Origin of the sequence: Streptomyces sp. SudanB5_2050 (assembly GCF_964272335.1) — a bacterium.
Classification (GTDB): Bacteria; Actinomycetota; Actinomycetes; order Streptomycetales; family Streptomycetaceae; genus Streptomyces; species Streptomyces rochei.
Genome location: NZ_OZ186760.1, coordinates 7,090,110 through 7,107,533, shown reverse-complemented (window position 1 = coordinate 7,107,533; position 17,424 = coordinate 7,090,110). Strand labels below are relative to the sequence as shown.

14 protein-coding genes are annotated in these 17,424 nt (G+C 75.4%); 4 read left to right on the top strand and 10 right to left on the bottom strand.

The annotated features are described in order from the left end of the window. Positions 1–143: 143 nt before the first annotated feature. The 8 genes from ACFZP7_RS31190 to ACFZP7_RS31155 form a co-directional block, all read right to left on the bottom strand. Complete coding sequence (locus tag ACFZP7_RS31190) at positions 144–1,424, bottom strand: ABC transporter substrate-binding protein (protein WP_019327796.1); 1,281 nt, start codon at positions 1,422–1,424, stop codon at positions 144–146. Next, complete coding sequence (locus ACFZP7_RS31185; protein WP_385637280.1) at positions 1,421–2,593, bottom strand: branched-chain amino acid ABC transporter permease; 1,173 nt, start codon at positions 2,591–2,593, stop codon at positions 1,421–1,423. The genes ACFZP7_RS31190 and ACFZP7_RS31185 overlap by 4 nt, the downstream gene beginning before the upstream one ends. After that, positions 2,586–3,485 (bottom strand): branched-chain amino acid ABC transporter permease, encoded by a 900-nt coding sequence (locus ACFZP7_RS31180; RefSeq protein WP_019327793.1) that lies wholly within the window; start codon positions 3,483–3,485, stop codon positions 2,586–2,588. Before ACFZP7_RS31180 ends, ACFZP7_RS31185 begins: the two co-directional genes overlap by 8 nt. Beyond that, the gene (locus tag ACFZP7_RS31175) at positions 3,482–4,279 is read right to left on the bottom strand and encodes an ABC transporter ATP-binding protein (protein ID WP_019327792.1); all 798 of its coding nucleotides are present in this window, start codon (positions 4,277–4,279) and stop codon (positions 3,482–3,484) included. Before ACFZP7_RS31175 ends, ACFZP7_RS31180 begins: the two co-directional genes overlap by 4 nt. After that, positions 4,276–5,076, bottom strand: a complete 801-nt coding sequence (locus ACFZP7_RS31170; RefSeq protein WP_019327791.1) for an ABC transporter ATP-binding protein — start codon at positions 5,074–5,076, stop codon at positions 4,276–4,278. The genes ACFZP7_RS31175 and ACFZP7_RS31170 overlap by 4 nt, the downstream gene beginning before the upstream one ends. Before the next feature lie 556 nt (positions 5,077–5,632). Continuing rightward, the gene (locus tag ACFZP7_RS31165; RefSeq protein ID WP_385637276.1) at positions 5,633–6,925 is read right to left on the bottom strand and encodes a PucR family transcriptional regulator; all 1,293 of its coding nucleotides are present in this window, start codon (positions 6,923–6,925) and stop codon (positions 5,633–5,635) included. Between the two features lie 193 nt (positions 6,926–7,118). Beyond that, entirely contained in the window at positions 7,119–10,175 is a 3,057-nt protein-coding gene (locus tag ACFZP7_RS31160) for a LuxR C-terminal-related transcriptional regulator (protein ID WP_385637273.1), read from the bottom strand. Between the two features lie 219 nt (positions 10,176–10,394). Continuing rightward, complete coding sequence (locus tag ACFZP7_RS31155) at positions 10,395–11,315, bottom strand: lipase (RefSeq protein WP_019327787.1); 921 nt, start codon at positions 11,313–11,315, stop codon at positions 10,395–10,397. A gap of 638 nt (positions 11,316–11,953) precedes the next feature. Between ACFZP7_RS31155 and ACFZP7_RS31150 the strand changes: the two genes are divergently transcribed. Next, the gene (locus tag ACFZP7_RS31150; protein WP_367834799.1) at positions 11,954–12,841 is read left to right on the top strand and encodes a Gfo/Idh/MocA family protein; all 888 of its coding nucleotides are present in this window, start codon (positions 11,954–11,956) and stop codon (positions 12,839–12,841) included. A 6-nt stretch (positions 12,842–12,847) separates the two neighbouring features. Here the strand turns inward: ACFZP7_RS31150 and ACFZP7_RS31145 are convergent, their stop codons facing one another. Both ACFZP7_RS31145 and ACFZP7_RS31140 read right to left on the bottom strand, forming a co-directional pair. Continuing rightward, positions 12,848–13,237, bottom strand: coding sequence for a hypothetical protein (locus ACFZP7_RS31145; RefSeq protein WP_385637269.1), 390 nt, complete (start codon positions 13,235–13,237; stop codon positions 12,848–12,850). A 124-nt stretch (positions 13,238–13,361) separates the two neighbouring features. Continuing rightward, entirely contained in the window at positions 13,362–14,261 is a 900-nt protein-coding gene (locus ACFZP7_RS31140) for a GNAT family N-acetyltransferase (RefSeq protein ID WP_385637266.1), read from the bottom strand. 386 nt (positions 14,262–14,647) lie between these two features. On the opposite strand from ACFZP7_RS31140, the gene ACFZP7_RS31135 reads away from it, so the two are divergent. The 3 genes from ACFZP7_RS31135 (at position 14,648) to ACFZP7_RS31125 (ending at position 17,377) form a co-directional block, all read left to right on the top strand. Continuing rightward, complete coding sequence (locus tag ACFZP7_RS31135) at positions 14,648–15,856, top strand: glycoside hydrolase family 64 protein (RefSeq protein WP_019327783.1); 1,209 nt, start codon at positions 14,648–14,650, stop codon at positions 15,854–15,856. A gap of 66 nt (positions 15,857–15,922) precedes the next feature. After that, positions 15,923–17,029: a PP2C family protein-serine/threonine phosphatase gene (locus ACFZP7_RS31130; RefSeq protein ID WP_385637264.1), complete on the top strand. Its 1,107-nt coding sequence runs from the start codon at positions 15,923–15,925 to the stop codon at positions 17,027–17,029. Between the two features lie 126 nt (positions 17,030–17,155). Continuing rightward, entirely contained in the window at positions 17,156–17,377 is a 222-nt protein-coding gene (locus tag ACFZP7_RS31125) for a hypothetical protein (RefSeq protein ID WP_019327781.1), read from the top strand. The last annotated feature ends 47 nt before the right edge of the window (positions 17,378–17,424 follow it).

The window sequence follows — 17,424 nt, the reverse complement described above, 5'->3', positions numbered from 1 at the left end:
CCCCCAGCTCCGTACGGGCGCCAACTGGACTGGCATGACAGAGAGTACATCCTAGAGACCCGGTGGTCAGGCAAACCAGGGGGTGGATGAGGCGGCCGTCAAAACGTCTGCGGCGCAGGCGAGTTGACGGCCGCAGCTCCCGGTCAGCCGCGTGCGGCCAGGTACGCGTCGACGCCGGGTGCCTCGTGGGCGTCCTCCACGCCGACGAGGCCGCCGACCGCCTTGGCGGCGGGCTTGAGGACGTAGGTGGACCGGCTGGCCGGCTCGGTCACGAAGGTGAAGTTCTGCGGGGTGCCGAGGCCGGTGTCGGCGTTCTTCTGCGAGCGGTGCGCCTTCACCACGGCCTCGCGGGTCAGGCTGCCGCCCTCGCACGCCTTCTTCAGGTCGGCGCCGATCAGCTGCGCGGCGTTGTACCCGGAGAGCACCCCGGAGTCGACCGGCTCGCCGGGGTACTTCTTGGTGTAGGAGGCGACCATCTTCTTGACGCCCGGCAGGTCGGAACTGACCGCGGGTGCGGCGCTGACGACGTGGACCATGGCCTCCAGGGCGGGCGCCGCGGGAGTCTTCATCAGCTGCGGGGAGTAGCCGGGAGCGCTGGAGACGATCGGCACCCGCAGGCCCCGGGCGGCGGCCACGCCGGCGAGGGAGGCGGTCTGGGCGGGTCCCGCGCTGATCAGGACGGCCTTCACCCCGGCGTTGCTGAGCGCGGAGACCTGCGCGGTCAGGTCGGTGTCCGTCGCCTTGATCTTCTGGCCGACCACCTTCATCCCGGCCTGTTCGGCGGCCCACTCGGAGCCCTCCAGCGCGTTGGCGCCGTAGTCGCCCTCGAAGTACACGTGGCCGATCGTGTCGCCCTTGGCGATCTTCTTGGTGCGGGTCAGGAAGTCGACCGCGGCGATCATGTCGATGTCGTAGGTGGTGCCGAGGACCTGGACGGCGTCCTTGCCGAGCAGGGAGGCGGCCCAGGCCTGCGGGAAGGTCAGCATCCCGTCCCGCTCGATGTCGTCGAGCAGCGCGGCCACCACGGGCGAGCCGATGACCTGGGGCAGGGCGACGACGTCCGGTGAGATGTCGGCGTAGGCGGTCACCGCCTTCTGCACGTCGTAGCCGTGGTCCTTGACGACGATCTCGACCTGGCGTCCGCAGATGCCGCCCGCCGCGTTGGTCTCGTCGGCCCACATCTGCTGGGCCTGCACGATGGACTTGCCGAGGGTGGCGTAGGGGCCGGTGAGGTCGGTCAGCGCGCCGAGCTTGATGTGCTTCTCGCTGACTCCCGGGCCTGCCTTGACGCCGTCGGCGGCGTCGCCGCCGCCTCCGCTCTCCGCCTTGGAGCTGCAGGCGGTGCCCGCGAGCAGCACGGCGGCCAGTGCCGCGGCCAGGGCGGCGGTCCGGGTGGTGCGGGGCCTTGGGTGCGTGACGTTCACGGGGTGTGCTCCTTGGCTCGTGCGGTGGTGGCGGTGTCGCCGGCGGTGTCGGTTACGGCGGAGGGTGCGCCGGACGAGGGTCCGGTGCCGGGCGGACCGGTGACCGGCGGCCGGCGCCGCAGGCGGGCGCGGGTCCGGCGGGCCAGTCCGTGCAGGCCGTCGGGGGCGTAGAGGAGGATCACGACGATGGCGGCGCCGTACAGGTAGCGGGACGCCTCGGTCGGTCCGATCGAGCCGTCGCCCGAGCCGGGCGTCGCCACCAGCGGCAACTGGTCGGCGTAGCGCGTCATCAGCAGCGGCAGCGCGGTGACGAAGACGGCTCCGGCGGTGGCCCCGGCCACCGAGCCGAGACCGCCGATGACGATCATGGCGAGGTAGTCGACGGAGAGGAGGAGGGAGAAGTAGTCGGGCACGACGCGGCGGAAGGAGAGCGCCAGCAGGACGCCGGCGAGGCCCGCGTACATCGAGGAGACGACGAACGCCGACGAGCGGTAGCGCGCCACGGGCACGCCCATCACGGACGCCGCGGTCTCGCTGTCGCGCAGCGCCGCCAGGGCGCGGCCGGGGCGCCCGCGCAGCACACCGCGCGCGGTGAACCAGGTGAGGGCGAACAGGGCGAGGCCGAGGTACCAGAGCCGTTCCTCGGCGCCGAACGGCACGCCCAGGACCGTCAGCTCCGGGTCGGTCTCGGCGAAGGTGAAGCCGCCCAGCTCCAGCGGCGGCACCGAGCGGCCGTTGAAGCCGCCGGTCACGGAGTCCGCGGTGAGCAGGACGTGGTGGCCGAGGAAGACCAGGGCGAGGGTGGCCACGCCGAGGTAGACGCCCTTGACCCGCCCGGCGACGGGGCTGAACAGGCCGCCCGCGGCCCCGGCGAGCAGCACGGCGAGGACGGCGGCGACGGCCGGCGGCAGTCCCGGCCCGGGTTCGCCCGCGAGCCAGACGTAGCCGTAGGCGCCGACGGCGAGGAAGAAGGCGTGGCCGAGGGAGAGCTGGCCCGCGGTGCCGCTGAGCAGGCTGAGCCCGACGGCGCCGATGGCCGCGGCCATGGAGAACAGGCCGATGCGCAGCCAGAACGCGTCGAGGTAGAAGGGCACCGCGCACAGGAGGAGGGCGGGCAGCAGGAACGTCGCGGCCCCGCGCAGGCGGCCGCTCTTGAGGAGGTCAGACACGGGCCGCTCCCTTCGCCGCGAAGAGTCCGGCGGGGCGCACCAGCAGGACCAGCACCATGACGGCGTACGGGGCCACGTCGCCGAAGCCCTCGCCCAGGACGTGCAGGTCGGACTGGTAGCCGGCGACGAACGCCTCGGTCAGGCCGATGAGCATGCTGCCGACCAGGGCGCCGACCGGGGAGGCCATGCCGCCGAGGATGGCGGCCGGGAACGCCTTGAGGGCGATCTGCCCGGTGGTGCGCTCCAGTCCCGGGGCCGGGAAGGCGACCAGGAAGACCGCGGCGAGCGCGGCGAGTCCGCCGGCCAGGCACCAGGCGACGGTGCGCACCCGGGTCAGGCGTACGCCCATGAGGGCGGCGGCCTCGCGGTCCTCGGCCGCCGCGCGCAGCGACAGCCCCCAGGGCGTGTACCGGAAGAGGGCGAAGGCACCGCCGATGGCCACCGCGGACACCAGGATCGCGGCGATGCGGCTGTCGGCGACGGTCACCGGTCCGAGGTCGGTCACCGAGTTACCCCAGGGGTCGCCGAGCGGCAGCAGGTCGCCGCCGATGCGCCGGGCCAGGTCGGTGACGAGCACGATGTCGATGCCGATGGTGACGATGGTCTGTACATGGGCGGCGTGCGGATCGGTGCCGCCGACCCGCTGCAGCACCAGCCGGTCCAGCGCCGCGGCCACGGCGGCCGTCACGACGACGGCGAGGGCGAGCGCCCCGGCGAAGCCGAGGTCGTCGTGGAGGACGGCGACGAGGTAGCCGCCGAGCAGCAGCAGCGAGCCGTGGGTGAAGCTCAGGACGCCGGAGGCCTTGAAGATGGTGACGAAGCCGAGGGCGATCAGAGCGTAGACGGAGCCCAGGGCCAGCCCGTTGAGCAGGGCGTCGAGAAAGCCGGTCATGCCGCGTCCTCCCCGGTGGTGTCGGTGCCGAGGTAGGCGCGGAGCACCTCGGGGTCGCGCCGGACCTCGTCGGGGGTGCCGTGGGCGATGGCCTTGCCGAAGTCGAGGACGGTGACCTCGTCGGCGAGGCGCATGACCAGGCCCATGTCGTGCTCGACCAGCACGAGCGACAGGCCGAGTTCGGCGCGGATCTCCCGGACGACCTCGGTCATCCGGACGCGTTCGGCGGCGTTCATGCCGGCCACGGGTTCGTCGAGCAGCAGTACACGGGGCTCCAGACAGAGGGCACGGGCGAGTTCGACCCGCTTGCGGTCGCCGTACGACAGCAGGGCGACGGGTGAGTCGAAGAGGGCGCCCAGGCCGGTGAGTTCGGCGATCTCGCGGGCCTTGGCGAGATGTGCGCGCTGTTCGCGCACGGCGCTCGGCAGGCGCAGGGCGCTGGCGGCGAAGCCGGCGCGGGACAGGGCGTGGCGGCCGAGCATCAGGTTGTCGGCGACGGTGCCCTGGGTGGTGACGATGTTCTGGAAGGTGCGGGCCACCCCGAGCGCGGCGATCCGGTGCGGGGCGAGCCGGGTCAGTTCGGTGTCGCCGAGCCGTACGGTGCCGGCGGCCGGCCGGTACAGGCCCGACAGGACGTTGAAGCAGGTGGACTTGCCCGCGCCGTTGGGGCCGATGACGGCGTGCACGGTGCCCGGGGCGACGGTGAAGGAGACGTCGTCGAGGGCGACGAGTCCGGCGAAGCGCACGGTCACGTCGCGGACCTCGAGCGCGGGGGGTGCGGCGGTGCGGGTCACGCGGCCCCCTTGCCGTCGGTGTCCTCGGCGGTGTCGCCGGTGTCGCCCAGGTAGAGGCGGCGTACGGCGTCCGTCCGGGCGAGTTCGTCCGCGGCGCCGGACAGCCGGACCTCGCCGACCTCCAGGACGAAGGCGTGCTCGGCCAGGGACAGCGCCATGCCGGCGTTCTGTTCGACGAGGAGTACGGCGGTGCCCTGGGCGTTGATCTCGCGAACCACCTCGGCGATGCGGTTCACCATCAGCGGGGCGAGGCCGAGCGAGGGCTCGTCGAGGAGGAGCAGGCGCGGCGCGGCCATCAGGGCGCGCCCGATGGCCAGCATCTGCTGCTCGCCCCCGGAGAGCAGGCCGGCCGCCTGGCGGGTGCGCTCGGCGAGCCGCGGGAAGAGGGTGAAGACGCGGTCGCGTGCCTCGCGGACCTGGGCCGGGGCGCGCCGGTTCAGGCCGAGTCCCCCGGCCCGCAGGTTCTCGTCGACGCTGAGTCCCGCGAACACCCGCCTGCCCTCGGGCACCTGTACGACTCCGGCGCGCACGGCGGCGACCGGGTCCCGCCCGTCCAGCTCCGTGTCGCCGTAGCGGACGCGGCCGGCCGTGATCGCGCCGCGGTGCAGGCGCAGGGTGCCCGACACGGCCCGCAGCAGGGTGGTCTTGCCGGCGCCGTTGGCACCGAGCAGCGCGACGACGCCGCCGTGCGGGACGGTCAGGGACACGGAACGGAGGGCGGACAGTGCGCGCCCGTACGTCACGTCGAGGCTCTCGACGTGCAGGGCGGGCTCGCCGTCCGGTGGTGCTGAGGGCATCGCGGCTCCTTGGGACCGTGCCGGGGCGGCACGGTGACGGGTGAAGGGGGGAGCTCACGACAGCACGGGCCCGGGTGCCCGTACAGGGGTTCAGGCCCGGGTCGCTGCGGTGTCCCAGTCCGGGGATGGAGAGTCTGTGCGGGTGCCCAGACCGAGGCGCCGGCGGGGCAGGGGCGAAGAACCGCACGTGGCGGGTGTGGGGGTCGGCCCACACGGAGATCGGAGCGCGGGCGGGCCGCTCGTACGGCGTCGGCCTCCGCAGGCGGTGCGGGGCCGCGCGCCCTCGGCCCGACCTCGACGCCTTTCCGCGCCGGTCACCGGTGCGGGGACGGGCGTGGGGAGGGTCGGTGCGGGTGCTGTGTGCGGGTGCTGTGTGCGGGCAAGGGCCGTGCACGTAGGGCGGGGGGGGCGGGCGCGCGGAGCGCGAGAACTCGCGCACGGGCCCGCGACGCGTGAGGTCACGGATGGGCCCCACCGCATGCGGGGCCGCGTGCGGTGGGGCGGTGTGGTGCGTTGGGGCGCGTGGTGCGTGGGGGCCGCGTGGCTCCCGGGCTCGTCAGGCGCGCAGGACGCGTCGGGCGGTCAGGGCCAGGCTGATCTCGACCAGGTCGGCCGGGCGGGCGAGCGAGCGGCCGGTCAGCTGTTCGCAGCGGCGGAGGCGGTTGAGGACCGTGTTGCGGTGGCAGTAGAGGCGTTCGCCGGCCCGTTGCGCGGAGCCGTCGCAGTCGAGCCAGGTGGTGAGGGTTTCCAGGAGCACCTCGCGATCGGCGGCTTCCAGCCGCAGCAGCGGGCCGAGCACCCGTTCCGCGAGGGCACCGCCGAGTTCGGGGCTGGAGGCGACGAGGGCGGCGGGGAGGTGGTCGGCCAGGCGTACCGTGCCGCCGGTCCGCGGGCATATCTCCAGGGCGGTGTCCGCGCGCCTGCGGGCGTCGCCGACCGAGGCCAGGCCGTCGACCGCGCTGCCGATGCCGATCCGGACACCGGCGACCGGGGTGTCCGGCGCGTCCTCGGGGCCGGCCGGCCCCGGGAGCCCGTCGTCGTCCGCGCCGTCCGCGCCGTCCAGGACGATGCCGTAGTCGACGTCCGTCCCGGCGTGCCAGTGGACGCGGGCACCCGGCGGCAGGACCGCGCGGGCGGCGTCCGAGCGGGCGGGGGGCGCGCCGGTGACGGCGACGACGTAGTACCGGCCGTACTCGGGCAGCCCCAGCGCCTGGGCGGCCTCGGGGAGGTCGGCGATGCGGCTGGTGCCGTCGAGCAGACCGGCCGCCAGCAGCCGGGCCCGGTTCTCCCGGCGGCGGCCGAGCTGCCACTCGGTCTGCCGGTAGGCGTCGGCCACGAGGGTGCAGTGCTCGTCCACGAAGTTCCAGACGTCGGCGGCGACGTGGACCAGGAGGCGCACGTCCTCGGGCGCGGTGCGCGAGGTCTCCTCGACCAGCCGCTGCCACACCAGCGAGCCGCCGAGGCGGAAGGCGTGCAACAGGGCGTCCAGCGGGAGTCCCTGTTCGGCGCGGGCGGCGCCGATCCGCCAGGAGCAGCGACGGGCCGCGTCGCGCGCACCGCGGGGGTCCAGCAGGGAGGTCACACTGTGCCGCAGGGAGCGGTGGGCCTCCTGCCAGGTGGCCGTGGGGTCCTTGGTGAGGGCCGTGCGGTACGCCGGTTCCTGCTCGCGCAACAGGGCGACCAGCCGGTCCGTGAGGTCCGGCAGGTCGTCGAGCAGGGCACGGGCGGCCCGGTGCAGGACCCGCAGGGCGTCGGCGTCCATCAGCGACGCGACGCTCGGTGTCCTCGGGCGCGGAACGGGCGTCAGTCCGGTGCGGATCGCTGCTCGTGACCGTACGGCGTGCTGCATCGCGGTCCTCCCCAGGCCAGGCTTGCGGAGGTGTGCCCCTGCGGCCGGGCCGTCCGCCCGTGCCGGGCATGCCCCCTGACTCGTCCTGCCCCGAAGGATGGCATACCGTCCGGTCGGTCCCTAGGGTTTGCGCACCGGTATTTTCCGGGCGCGAGCGGACGCCCGGGCGTCGGCCCCCGGTCGTCGGGGCCCCTCACATCCGGTCTCCGGCCCTCCGGTCCCCCCGGGTCCGGTCGGCGTGCTCGACCATGCGGGCCAGTTCCAGGCGGGACCGTACGCCGAGCACGGCGAAGACCTTGCGGAGGTGGTAGTCGACGGTGCGGGTGCTCACGGCGAGGGTGAGCGCGACCTCCCGGTTGGTGGCGCCCTCGGCGACGTGCCGCGCGATGCGCAGCTGCTGCGGCGTCAGGCCGGTCAGCGTCCCGGCACCCCCGCCCTGCGGTGCCGCACCCAGCGCCCGCAGTTCCGCGCGGGCCTGCGCCGCCCAGACCCCCGCGCCGCACCGGTCGAACCCGGCCAGGGCGGTGCCGAGGCGGCCGCGGGCCTCACGGGGTCTGCGTCGCCGGCGCAGCCACTTGCCGTACAGCAGCGCGGTGCGCGCCCGCTCGAAGTCGCCGCCGGCCTCGTCGTGCCGGGCGAGCGCGCGCCGGTAGAGGTCGTCGGCGCGGTCCGGCGGCGCCAGCAGGGCGTGGCAGCGGGCCAGTTGCGCGGCGGCCTGCGGGTCGGCGCCGAACGCCGCCCAGCCGGCGAAGTCCGTGAGCACCTCGTGGGTGTCCTCCGGGCGTCCGGCGAGGGCCGCGGCCTCGACGAAGCACGGCACGGCGAGCCGCCAGACCGCGAAGTGCCCGCGTCCGGGCCCGGGCAGGACCAGGAGCCCGAGCCGGTCGGCCGCGTCCTGAGGGCGTCCCCGGCCCAGGTCCGCGCGGGCCGCCGCCCACTCGGCGAGGGTGGCCGCCTGGGCCAGCCCGTGGCGCCGGGCCGTCGCCAGCGCCGCCGTCACGTGCCGGGCCACCGTCGCCGGCTCGTCCTCGATCGACGCCGCCAGGGCCAGTACGGCCTGGTGGTGGGCCGCCGTGTTGCGCTGTCCGGCCCGCAGCGCGGTGCGCAGTCCCTCCTCCGCGTGGGCGCGGGCCTGGGGGTGCCGGCCGGCACGCAGTTCGGCGTAGGCGAGGTACTCCAGCGCCTGCGGCACCAGCGCCTCCGAGCCGGACTGCCGGGTCGCGGCCAGCGCCCGCGCGCCGGCCCGGCGGGCGGCGTCCACGTTCCCGAGCAGCAGGGCCGCGGAGGCCGCCCGCAGCAGGGCCTCGGGGCGGTCGTCGGTCCGGGCCCGCTCCACCACCTGCCCGAGCGAAGGGGCCGCCCGGTCGAGCCGCCCTTCGAGCAGCGCGCGCATGCCGACACGGTGGTCGCGCACGGGATCCGGCACGGCACCGCACACCCGTGTCCCGCCGGGCCCGCCCCGGGCACCCGCGTCCGTCCGGGGCGTCGCGCCGCCGGTGCGGCCACCCGCCAGGACGGCCGACGGGACGGCGGCGTACCCCGGAGCGGTGACGTGCCCCGGGACGGCAGCGCGCCCCGGAGCGGTGGCGTGTCGCGGGGCGACGGCCTGCCGGGGATCGACGGCGTGCCGGGGATCGGCGGCGTGCCGGGGGCCCGGCTGGTCGGTCGGGACCGGGACGCCGCCGGGACCGGCGCCGTCGACCGCACCCGCGAGATCGACCGCGCCCGGGAGGCCGTCCGCGCCGGTGGCGGCGTCGGGGGCCGCCGGGCCGAGCATCCCCGCGGCGTCCCGCGGCACCGGTGCCGGTCCGAGGGACAGGGTGGCGAGGCAGGACGACAGGTCGCCCGCCGCCCAGGCGGCGTCGACGGCGGCCAGGGCGGCGGACGCGGCCTCGGCGGGGGCGTCCTCGGCCAGCAGCGACGCGGCCAGCAGCAGGGACTGGTGGGCGTCGCCGACGGGGCCGTCGCGGAGTTCCGCCAGACCGCGTACCCGCTCGGCCCGCCCCCGTACGACGGCGGGGGCGGCACAGTCCCGGGCCGCCGCGAGCAGCGGGCGTGCCCGGTCGGGGCGGCCCCCGAGCAGCGCCTGCTCGGCCGCGGCCGTGTACCGCTCCGCCCGGACCGGCGCGTCGGCCGTCAGTTCGGCCGCACGGGCGTACGCCGTGCCGCGCAACCCGTGGGAGGCCGGCGTCGTGCCGTCGGCGGCGACCGCCGCCAGCCGGTCCGCGAGCCGGGCCACGGGCGCCGGGCCGGACAGCGACCAGGAACGGTGGAGCAGCGCCGGCAGCGGTTGTCCGTCGGCCTCCAGCACGTCGGCCAGCGCGCGGTGGGCGGCCCGGCGCCGGTCGGGCGCGGCGGTGGCGTGGACCGCCCGGCACAGCAGCGGGCTGTGGAAGCGGAGCCGGTCCCCGGCCCCCGCGAGGACGTCGGGGAGGGGGTTCGCGGTGGGGGCGGACGCGGGGTCCAGGTGCCGCAGGGCGTCGAGGACCAGGCGGGTGTCGACGTCCGGTCCGTCCGCCGCGCGTACCGCCGCCGCCACCGTCAGCAGCAGGTCGCGGGCGTCTCCGGAGAGGCAGGTCAGCGCGGAGCCGGCCACCGCCGCCAGGGCCCCGGCGTCGGCCGTCGGGCGGGGCAGCGGCCGCAGTCCGCGCAGTTCGGCGGGCGTGAGCCGGCGGACGAGGGCCAGGAGCAGGGCCGGGTTGCCCTCCGCCTCGGCCAGCAGGTGCTCGCGGACGGCCGGGTCGGTGGAGCCGTCGGTCACCTCGTCGAGCAGGGCGTCGGCGTGCGACGGCGCGAGCGGGTCGAGGCGGACGACGGGGAGGCGCGCGAACTCCGGGTCGACGGCGCGGTGTCCGGCGACGGAGAGGAGCAGCGCGACGCGTCCCGCGGTGTGCAGGCGTTCGGCGGCGCGGCTCAGGGCGGACCGGGCCGGCGCGTCCCACAGGTGTGCGTCGTCCACGCACACCAGGAGCGGAGCCTCGCCGGCCGCCTTCCGCAGGGTGGTGAGCAGTTCCCCGGCGGTGGCGGGCGCGCCCCGGTCCTCTCCGGGGCCGAGGCGCAGTACGGGCCCGGCCCGGAAGGAGTCGGCGGCCCACTGGAGGAGGGCGGTCCGGCCCAGCCCGGGTTCGCCCGTCACGACGAGGTGGCCGCTGCGGGCGCGCAACCCGTCCAGCAGGGCCCGCACCGCCTCCCGCTGCGCGCTGCGGCCGTGGATGCGCACGGCCGTACGTACGGTCGTCTCTCCGGTCATCCACGGGAGGTTACGCGTGCGTAACCTCACGCGGAAGCCGTCGGTCCGCCGTGGGCCGCCCGGGCGTCGGCCGTGTCACCTGCGGTTGTGCGCCGTACGACGGGAACGCGCACTGTGCCGCCGCCCAGCCGCCGACGCCGGTGGCCGTGCGGCGGCACAGCGGGCCGGCGGCGGCCGCGAGGTGTCCGCGACCGCCGCCGGTGGGTGCCGGGAAGGGCGTCAGGAGCCGTGCGGGCAGTTGCCCCGGTACTCCTCGATGGTCAGGCTCGGCCGGGGCAGCGGGCACAGGAACTGCTCGTAGCGGGTGTCGTTGTCGATGAACCGCTTGAGCCAGGAGATGCTGTACTTCGCGATCGTGGTGTTCGACGTGTTCGGCGAGAAGTGGGTCGCGTTGTTCAGCTCCAGGTAGGCGCGGTCCGTTCCGGACGGCAGGCTGGAGTAGAACGGCTCGGAGTGCGAGGAGACGGGCGCGACCGTGTCGCCGTCGGCCCCCACGATCAGGGTCGGGGTGCTGACCTCCGGCCAGCTCTTGTCCAGGTTCCAGGGTGTGAGCGGGATCGCCGCCTGGAGCGACGGACGGGACTTGGCGGCCTCCAGCGAGCCTCCGCCGCCCATGGAGTGGCCCATGACGCCGAGCCGGCTGCTGTCGATCCGTCCCCGGACGGAGCTGCGCTCGGTCAGGTAGTCCAGGGCGGCCAGCAGTTGCCGACCTCGGGAGTCGGGCTGGTCCAGCGTGGTGTTGGTGTCGATGGTGAAGACCACGAAGCCCTGCGAGGCCAGCCGCGGACCGAGCCAGGCGATGGACGACTGGTACGCGGTGAAGCCGGGCGAGATCACCACGGCGCCGAAGGTGCCGTCGCTGGTGCTGGTCGGGTAGTAGATGGTGCCGCCGCCGAAGCCGGTGACGGCGAGCGAGGAGACGCTGGTGTCGGCCACGGAGTACGGACCGCGCAGGGCCTCGATGCTGGACTCGGTGGGCGCCGGGCCGCGCTCGTACGGGTTGTCGGCGGCCTGGGCGCCCGGGCCGGTGAGGGTGGTGAGCGCGACGGCGGCGGCCACGGCGGCCGTGAGAGCGGCGAGCCGCCGGCGGGGTCCACGGAACGCCGGACGCGCCGCGTGGGTGTGGGGGTTCTGCTGCACGGGGAGTGGTCCTCTCTGTCGGGGCGAGGGGCCCGGCCGGTGGTCGCACACGGCCCGGGGCGCGTGGGGTCGCGTCCCGGGACATCCGGTGGCCGGACGTCGCCGATGAGCTGGCGGTGCCACTGTCGGGGGCCGGTGCGGCCGGGCGGATCGGCAGAATCACCGGTCTCGTGCGCCGCGTCCGGACCGGGACGGACACGACACCGGGACGGCGCGGTGCCTCGACGGCCCTGCACCTCGACGGCCCGGCACCTCGACGGCCCGGTGCCGGGACGGACTCCGCACCGGCACGGACGCGACGCCGGCGGGTTCTGGGCCGGCACGGACACGGACACGGACACGGCCTCGGCAACGGCAACGGCACGAGGACCGGGCGCGGGCGCCGGACGCGATCACCGGCCGGGGACACCGGACGCGGAGACCGCCCACTCACGCCGGACACGAACGCCAGACCCGGACACCGGGCCCGCAGACCGCCCACGCAAGCCGGGCGGACGGCGCCGGGCGCGGGGGCCGTCTTGCCCCGGCACCCCGTCGGTGTGGCACGCTCGGCGTCGGCCGGGCGGTCGTGCCGCCGGCCCGTGTCGGCAAGGTCGGCCCGCCCGGTGCCGGGTGGGGTGCGAGGGAGAGGCGGCGGTATGCGGATCGGACTGCTCGGTACCGGACCCTGGGCGGACATGGCGCATGCCCCCGCCCTGCGTCTGCACGAGGAACTGGACTTCGCCGGGGTGTGGGGCCGCCGCCCCGAAGCCGCCGGGGAGTTGGCGCGGCGGCACGGCACCCGTGCCTACGGCGACCTCGACGCCCTGCTCGCGGACGTGGACGCCGTCGCCATCGCGCTGCCCCCGGAGGTGCAGGCCGACCTGGCGGTGCGGGCGGCGCGCGCCGGGTGCCACCTGCTGCTGGACAAGCCGCTCGCGGCGACCGTGGCGCAGGGGCGGGCGGTGGTCGCGGCGGCGACCGAGGCGCGCGTCGCGTCCGTGGTCTTCTTCACCGCCCGGTTCCAGGCCGCGAGCGAGGCGTGGATCACCGAACAGGGCGCCACGGGCGGCTGGTTCACCGCGCGGGCCCAGTGGCTCGGCGCGGTCTTCGGCGGGGACAGCCCGTTCGCCGACTCACCGTGGCGGCGGGAGAAGGGAGCCCTGTGGGACGTGGGCCCGCACGCCCTGTCCGTGCTGCTGCCGGTGCTGGGCGACGTCCGTCACGTGTCGGCCGCGGCCCCCGGACCCGGCGACACCGTCCACCTGGTCCTCGACCACGCCGGCGGCGCGTCCAGCACCCTCACCCTGAGCCTGACGGCACCGCCGGCGGCGGCGGGCGCCGCGGTGGAGCTGCGCGGCCGCACGGGGGTGACCCTGCTCCCCGAGGAGGACGAGGGCCCGGTGCCGGCGCTGCTGAGGGCAGCGGACGCGCTCCTCGTCGCGGCCGGCGGCGGTGAACCGCACCCGTGCGACGCCTCGTTCGGCCTGCGGGTCACCGAGATCCTCGCCGAGGCGGAGGCCCTGCTGGCCGCCGGACGGCGGTGACCGGCGTCAGCCCCCGGCACGCCCGGCACCCTCGTCGCCCTCGTCGCCCTCGTCGTCGAAGGGTGCGTCGCTCCATCTGAACCAGGCCCGATCGCCCCGGATGTGCAGCAGGAACGCGGCGACCGGGCCGTCGGGGGAGATCAGCCGCACCGTGCGTTCGATCTCGGCCTGAATCGCCTCCCATCGGGACCGGTGTGAGGCGTCGTCCCCCTCCGCGAGGGCCAGTTCGCGCGCGAAGAGGTCCTCGACAGCCGCGAAGGCGGGTCCCGCCCGGAACCGTCCGGACAGCCAGGGGAAGTCGGCTTCGTCGATCAGGATCTCGCCGATGTCCGCGTCCCCGCCCCCGTACCTCGGGTCCACCCCGCGCACGTACCAGGTCTCGCCCTCGAAGCCCACGTCCTGCCGCCCTCCGCCGCCCGCTCCGGTGATCGCTCTCGCGGCCCAGCATGCCACCGGGCCCCGGCACCGGGCCGGAGGAAGCCCCCGGCCCGGTGCGTGGTGCGGCGGCACCGCCGTGCGGCTACCGGTCCGTCACGGCGGGACGGAAGTTGATCCGCTCCCGGACGACCGGGTAGCCGGCCCTGGCGAAGTTCGCCGCCATCGGGTGGTTCCCCCGGTCGGTCGCGGCGGAGACGAACTCCGCTCCCCGTTCGACGAGGAAGTGGGTGCACTCGGCCAGCAGGTCGTAGCCGTACCCGTGGCCGCGGTGTTCGGGCAGGACGCCGATGAAGCCGACGCAGGGGCCGGACGGGTTGTGCGCCGGGATGTGGATGCCGGCGAGGTCGCCCCGGGGAGTGCGGGCCACCTGCCACCATTCGCGCGGCGACGGGCACCAGTGGAAGAAGTCCAGTTCCGCCTGGGCGGCCCGGTCGAGACCGCCCTCCTCGATGTCCAGCAGCGCGTGGGCGTCCAGGGTGACCGAGTGGATGCGGCGGAGCGCGTCGAAGAACACCCCGTCGTCCGGCTCGGGGCGGAACTCCAGCCGCCCGGGCCGCTCGGGCAGCCCGCACTCCGGTGTCCAGCGGTAGAGGAAGCGTTCGACCAGGAGGTCGTACCCGGCCGCCCGTGCGGCGGCGAAGCACGCCTGGGTGGCGGCGCGACGGGCCGGGTCGGTGCGCCAGTCGGCGGGCGGGTTCAGTTCCAGTTCGACCTGCCAGGGCGCGGTGCGCAGGAGTTCGGCTCCCGCTTCCTCCTCGCCCTCGGCCACGTCGAACCAGTTGACGTTGAGGGGTTCGGTGTCGTCGGGACCGCCCCACCAGGCGCCGCGGGCGACGACCACGCCGTCGCGCAGGGCGACCCGCTTCCATTCGGGGCGGTGCCGGGTGAGCCGGTGGGCCTTACGGGCGTCCAGCGGGTCGGGCATGGTGTCGAAGAGATGGGCGTCGCTCGCGTCGAGCGCGCGGATGACCGTATCGGTCACGGATTCCTCCGGGATGCGTCATGCGTGGTGCGCTCCCGGTCGGACGAGATTCACGCCGGGACGACGGGGAGGGAGCGCGGGGTGTCGGTGAACTGCACGGCTCTCCCTCCTTCCGTGGGTCTCGGGCGTGGTGCCCACACCGTAGACCACGACCGTCGGGCGGGGCCATCGCTTTTCCGGTGCGGTTTAAACCAGCCTTAAAGGCCGGTTAAGCGTGGCCCGCGCGGCACAGGACGTCCCAAGTCGGGGCGGGTGCGCGGGGTTTGAGCCGCCGGGAACGGTTGGCCGGACCATGCGTCCTGCGTACCATCGGCGCACGGTGTGAGAGCGCTCTCAGGAACCCGCTCGCACTCTGTCATGTCCCGAACACTCTGGAGACCCCCCACATGACTCCTCGTCACCAGCGCCCGCTCGGCCGCCGCAAGCTGCTCGTCGCCCTCGGCGGCGCCGTCGTGGCCGCTCCCGTCGCCGCCGCCGTCGCCCCGCACGCCCTCGCCGGCGCCGGTCCGGACGGCGACGGCGCCGCGCCCCGGGCCGCGGGCGCGCTGCCGCTGACGATCGTCAACAACACCGGCTCCTTCGGCAACGCCGACGTGCACGTGTACATCGTCGGCAACCAGGACGGCACCCAGGTGCGCGTCACCCCCGACGGCACGGTCGCGCCCGTGGCGCTGTCGGACAACGGGGCCGACGGCTACACCGACTACGCGATCAGCCTCGCCGGCAGCGGCGAGACAACGCTGTCACTGCCGTACCTCTCCGGCCGCATCTACGTCTCGCTGGGCGCCAAGCTGAAGTTCAAGGTCGTCGCCGACGGCGCCGGCAAGCCGGCCCTGCAGTACCCGGCGGGCTGGGTGAAGTCGGACCCCAACCACGGGGTACTGCACGACTGCGCCGAGTTCACCTACAACTCCGCCGGCATGTTCTGCAACACCACCATGGTCGACATGTTCAGCGTGCCGATGAGCATCCGGCTGACCGGCGAGAAGGACCAGACGACCGGCACCGTGCGCCCCGGCGGACGGGCGGCCGTCTTCGACGCGGTGCGGTCGGTGGAGGAGTTCGCTCCGCTCGTCGTGGACGACACGCGCGTGATCGCCCCCGGCCACGGTCTGGACGCCGGGCTGTTCCCCGCGGACTACCTCGCTCCGTACATCGACGAGGTCTGGAGCACCTACACCGGGAAGGATCTGCGCGTGACCACGAACGCCGGCACCTTCACCGGGCGGGTGCGCGGCGACCGGCTGACCTTCGACGGGCCCGCCCAGGTGTCGTTCGCCAAGCCGTCCACCCGGGACGTGCTCTTCTGCGACGGCGCCCTCGCCGCCCCCAACGACGGCACGACCGGTCCCGTCGCGGCGGTCCTGGGCGCCGGTTTCAACCGCTCGACGCTGGTCTCCTCCGCCGACCAGCCCACGACCGACCCGGCGTCGTTCTACCGGGCCGCGCTGACCAACCACTACGCGAAGGCCGTGCACGCGGCCACCGAGGACGGGAAGGCGTACGGCTTCGCCTTCGACGACGTCGCGGACTTCGCCTCGTACGTCCAGGACACCGCGCCCACCGGGTTCCGGCTGACCCTGACCGCCTTCTAGCGCGCTCTCGCCCCGCCGCCCCGGCCCGGCGTGCGCGGCACGGGGCGGCGTAGGAGCGTGGTGGGTGTGCGAAAGGTGCCGGCCCCGCCACCGCGCCGGGGCGAGGAGCGGCGGAGCTGGCTGAGCGGTGCTCCGCCGCCCCGCTGGGTGCGGGCGCTGCCACCGGTCCTCGTCGGGGTGGTCTGCGCGGCGACGCTGGCCAGCGACGACCGGCTCGACATCGGCTTCCTGCTGGGCGCCATCCCGCCGCTGGCCGTCCTGTCGTACGGCCCGCCGGCGACGGCGCTGCTGTGCGGGGCCGTGATCGTGCTGCTGACCGTGCCGGCCTTCCAGCTCGACCGGCCGGGCGACGCCGACCTGCTGACCGTCGTGTTCGTCTCCGTACTGAGCGTCTTCGTGTCCTTCGTGCGCAGCCGCCGTGACGCCCAGCTGGACCTGGAGCGCACGGTCGCCGAGGCCGCGCAGCGGGCGGTCGCCCCGCCGCTGCCCGAGCGGGTCGGCGCGGTGCGCTGTGCGGGGCTGTACCGGGCGGCCCAGAGCGGCACCCTGGTCGGAGGTGACTTCTTCGACGTGCGGGACGGGCCCTTCGGTGTGCGGGCCGTCATGGGCGACGTGCAGGGGCACGGGCTGTCGGCGGTGGCGACGGTCGCCTCGCTGCTGGGCGCGTTCCGGGAGGCGGTGCTCGACCGGCCGGACCTGGTGTCGGTGGCGGCTCGGCTGGACCGCAGGCTGCTGGTGGACGCGGCGGGGGCGCGGCACTCCGAGTTGTTCGCCACGGCCGCGCTGCTGGAGTTCTCCGCCGACGCCCTCGAGGTGCGCGTCGTGGTCTGCGGCAACCCGCCGCCCCTCCTGCTGCGCGGCGGGCGCGCCACGGAGCTGGAGGTGACCCCGTGGACGCCGCTGGGGCTCGGGCTGGCGGACGACTGCGCGATCGAGGTGTCCACGGTGACGCTGCGCCCCGGTGACCGGCTCTTCCTCGCCTCCGACGGGGTGGTCGAGGCCCGGGGCGCCGGCGGCGCCTTCTACCCACTGGCCGAGCGGCTGGCCGTCCTCGCCGCCGGGGAGGCCCGGGACGACACCCTGCTGGAGCGCGTCCGGGCCGATCTCCTCCGGTTCTGTCCGGACGTGGAGGACGACGTCACGATGCTCGTGCTCACCCCGTCGCCCCGCTGACCGGGCGGAACGGGTCCGCCCCTCGGGATGCGCGGACCGCTTCCGCATTGAATGGTGTTATCGGGATATTCGGGACCGACACAGCACGGCACCGAAGCAGCGATCCGGATCCGAGGAGCACTGATCATGTCGACGTCACAGCCCGACGCCTCCCAGCCGTCCGAGTCCCGCGCGGGGGACGACCGCGCCACCCCGGACGACCTGCTCCACGCCCGCACCGGCACCGAGGTGTCCCCCGAGGACGTCGTTCTCGCGGCCGGCCGGGACATCACGCCGAAGAATCTCGAATGGGCCCGGCGGAAGCTGGCCGACGAGGGCCCCGCCGCCCTGGACAAACTGCTGCCCTGACCACGGGCGCGGCCCGGGCGGGTGCCGTGGCACCCGCCCGGGCCGCA

What these genes read in the sequence shown, in the direction of transcription:
- ACFZP7_RS31160 (WP_385637273.1), bottom strand. Translation starts at nt 10,175, where the DNA reads ATGACCGGAGAGACGACCGTACGTACGGCCGTGCGCATCCACGGCCGC.
- ACFZP7_RS31170 (WP_019327791.1), bottom strand. Translation starts at nt 5,076, where the DNA reads ATGCCCTCAGCACCACCGGACGGCGAGCCCGCCCTGCACGTCGAGAGC.
- ACFZP7_RS31150 (WP_367834799.1), top strand. Translation starts at nt 11,954, where the DNA reads ATGCGGATCGGACTGCTCGGTACCGGACCCTGGGCGGACATGGCGCAT.
- ACFZP7_RS31135 (WP_019327783.1), top strand. Translation starts at nt 14,648, where the DNA reads ATGACTCCTCGTCACCAGCGCCCGCTCGGCCGCCGCAAGCTGCTCGTC.
- ACFZP7_RS31180 (WP_019327793.1), bottom strand. Translation starts at nt 3,485, where the DNA reads ATGACCGGCTTTCTCGACGCCCTGCTCAACGGGCTGGCCCTGGGCTCC.
- ACFZP7_RS31165 (WP_385637276.1), bottom strand. Translation starts at nt 6,925, where the DNA reads ATGCAGCACGCCGTACGGTCACGAGCAGCGATCCGCACCGGACTGACG.
- ACFZP7_RS31125 (WP_019327781.1), top strand. Translation starts at nt 17,156, where the DNA reads ATGTCGACGTCACAGCCCGACGCCTCCCAGCCGTCCGAGTCCCGCGCG.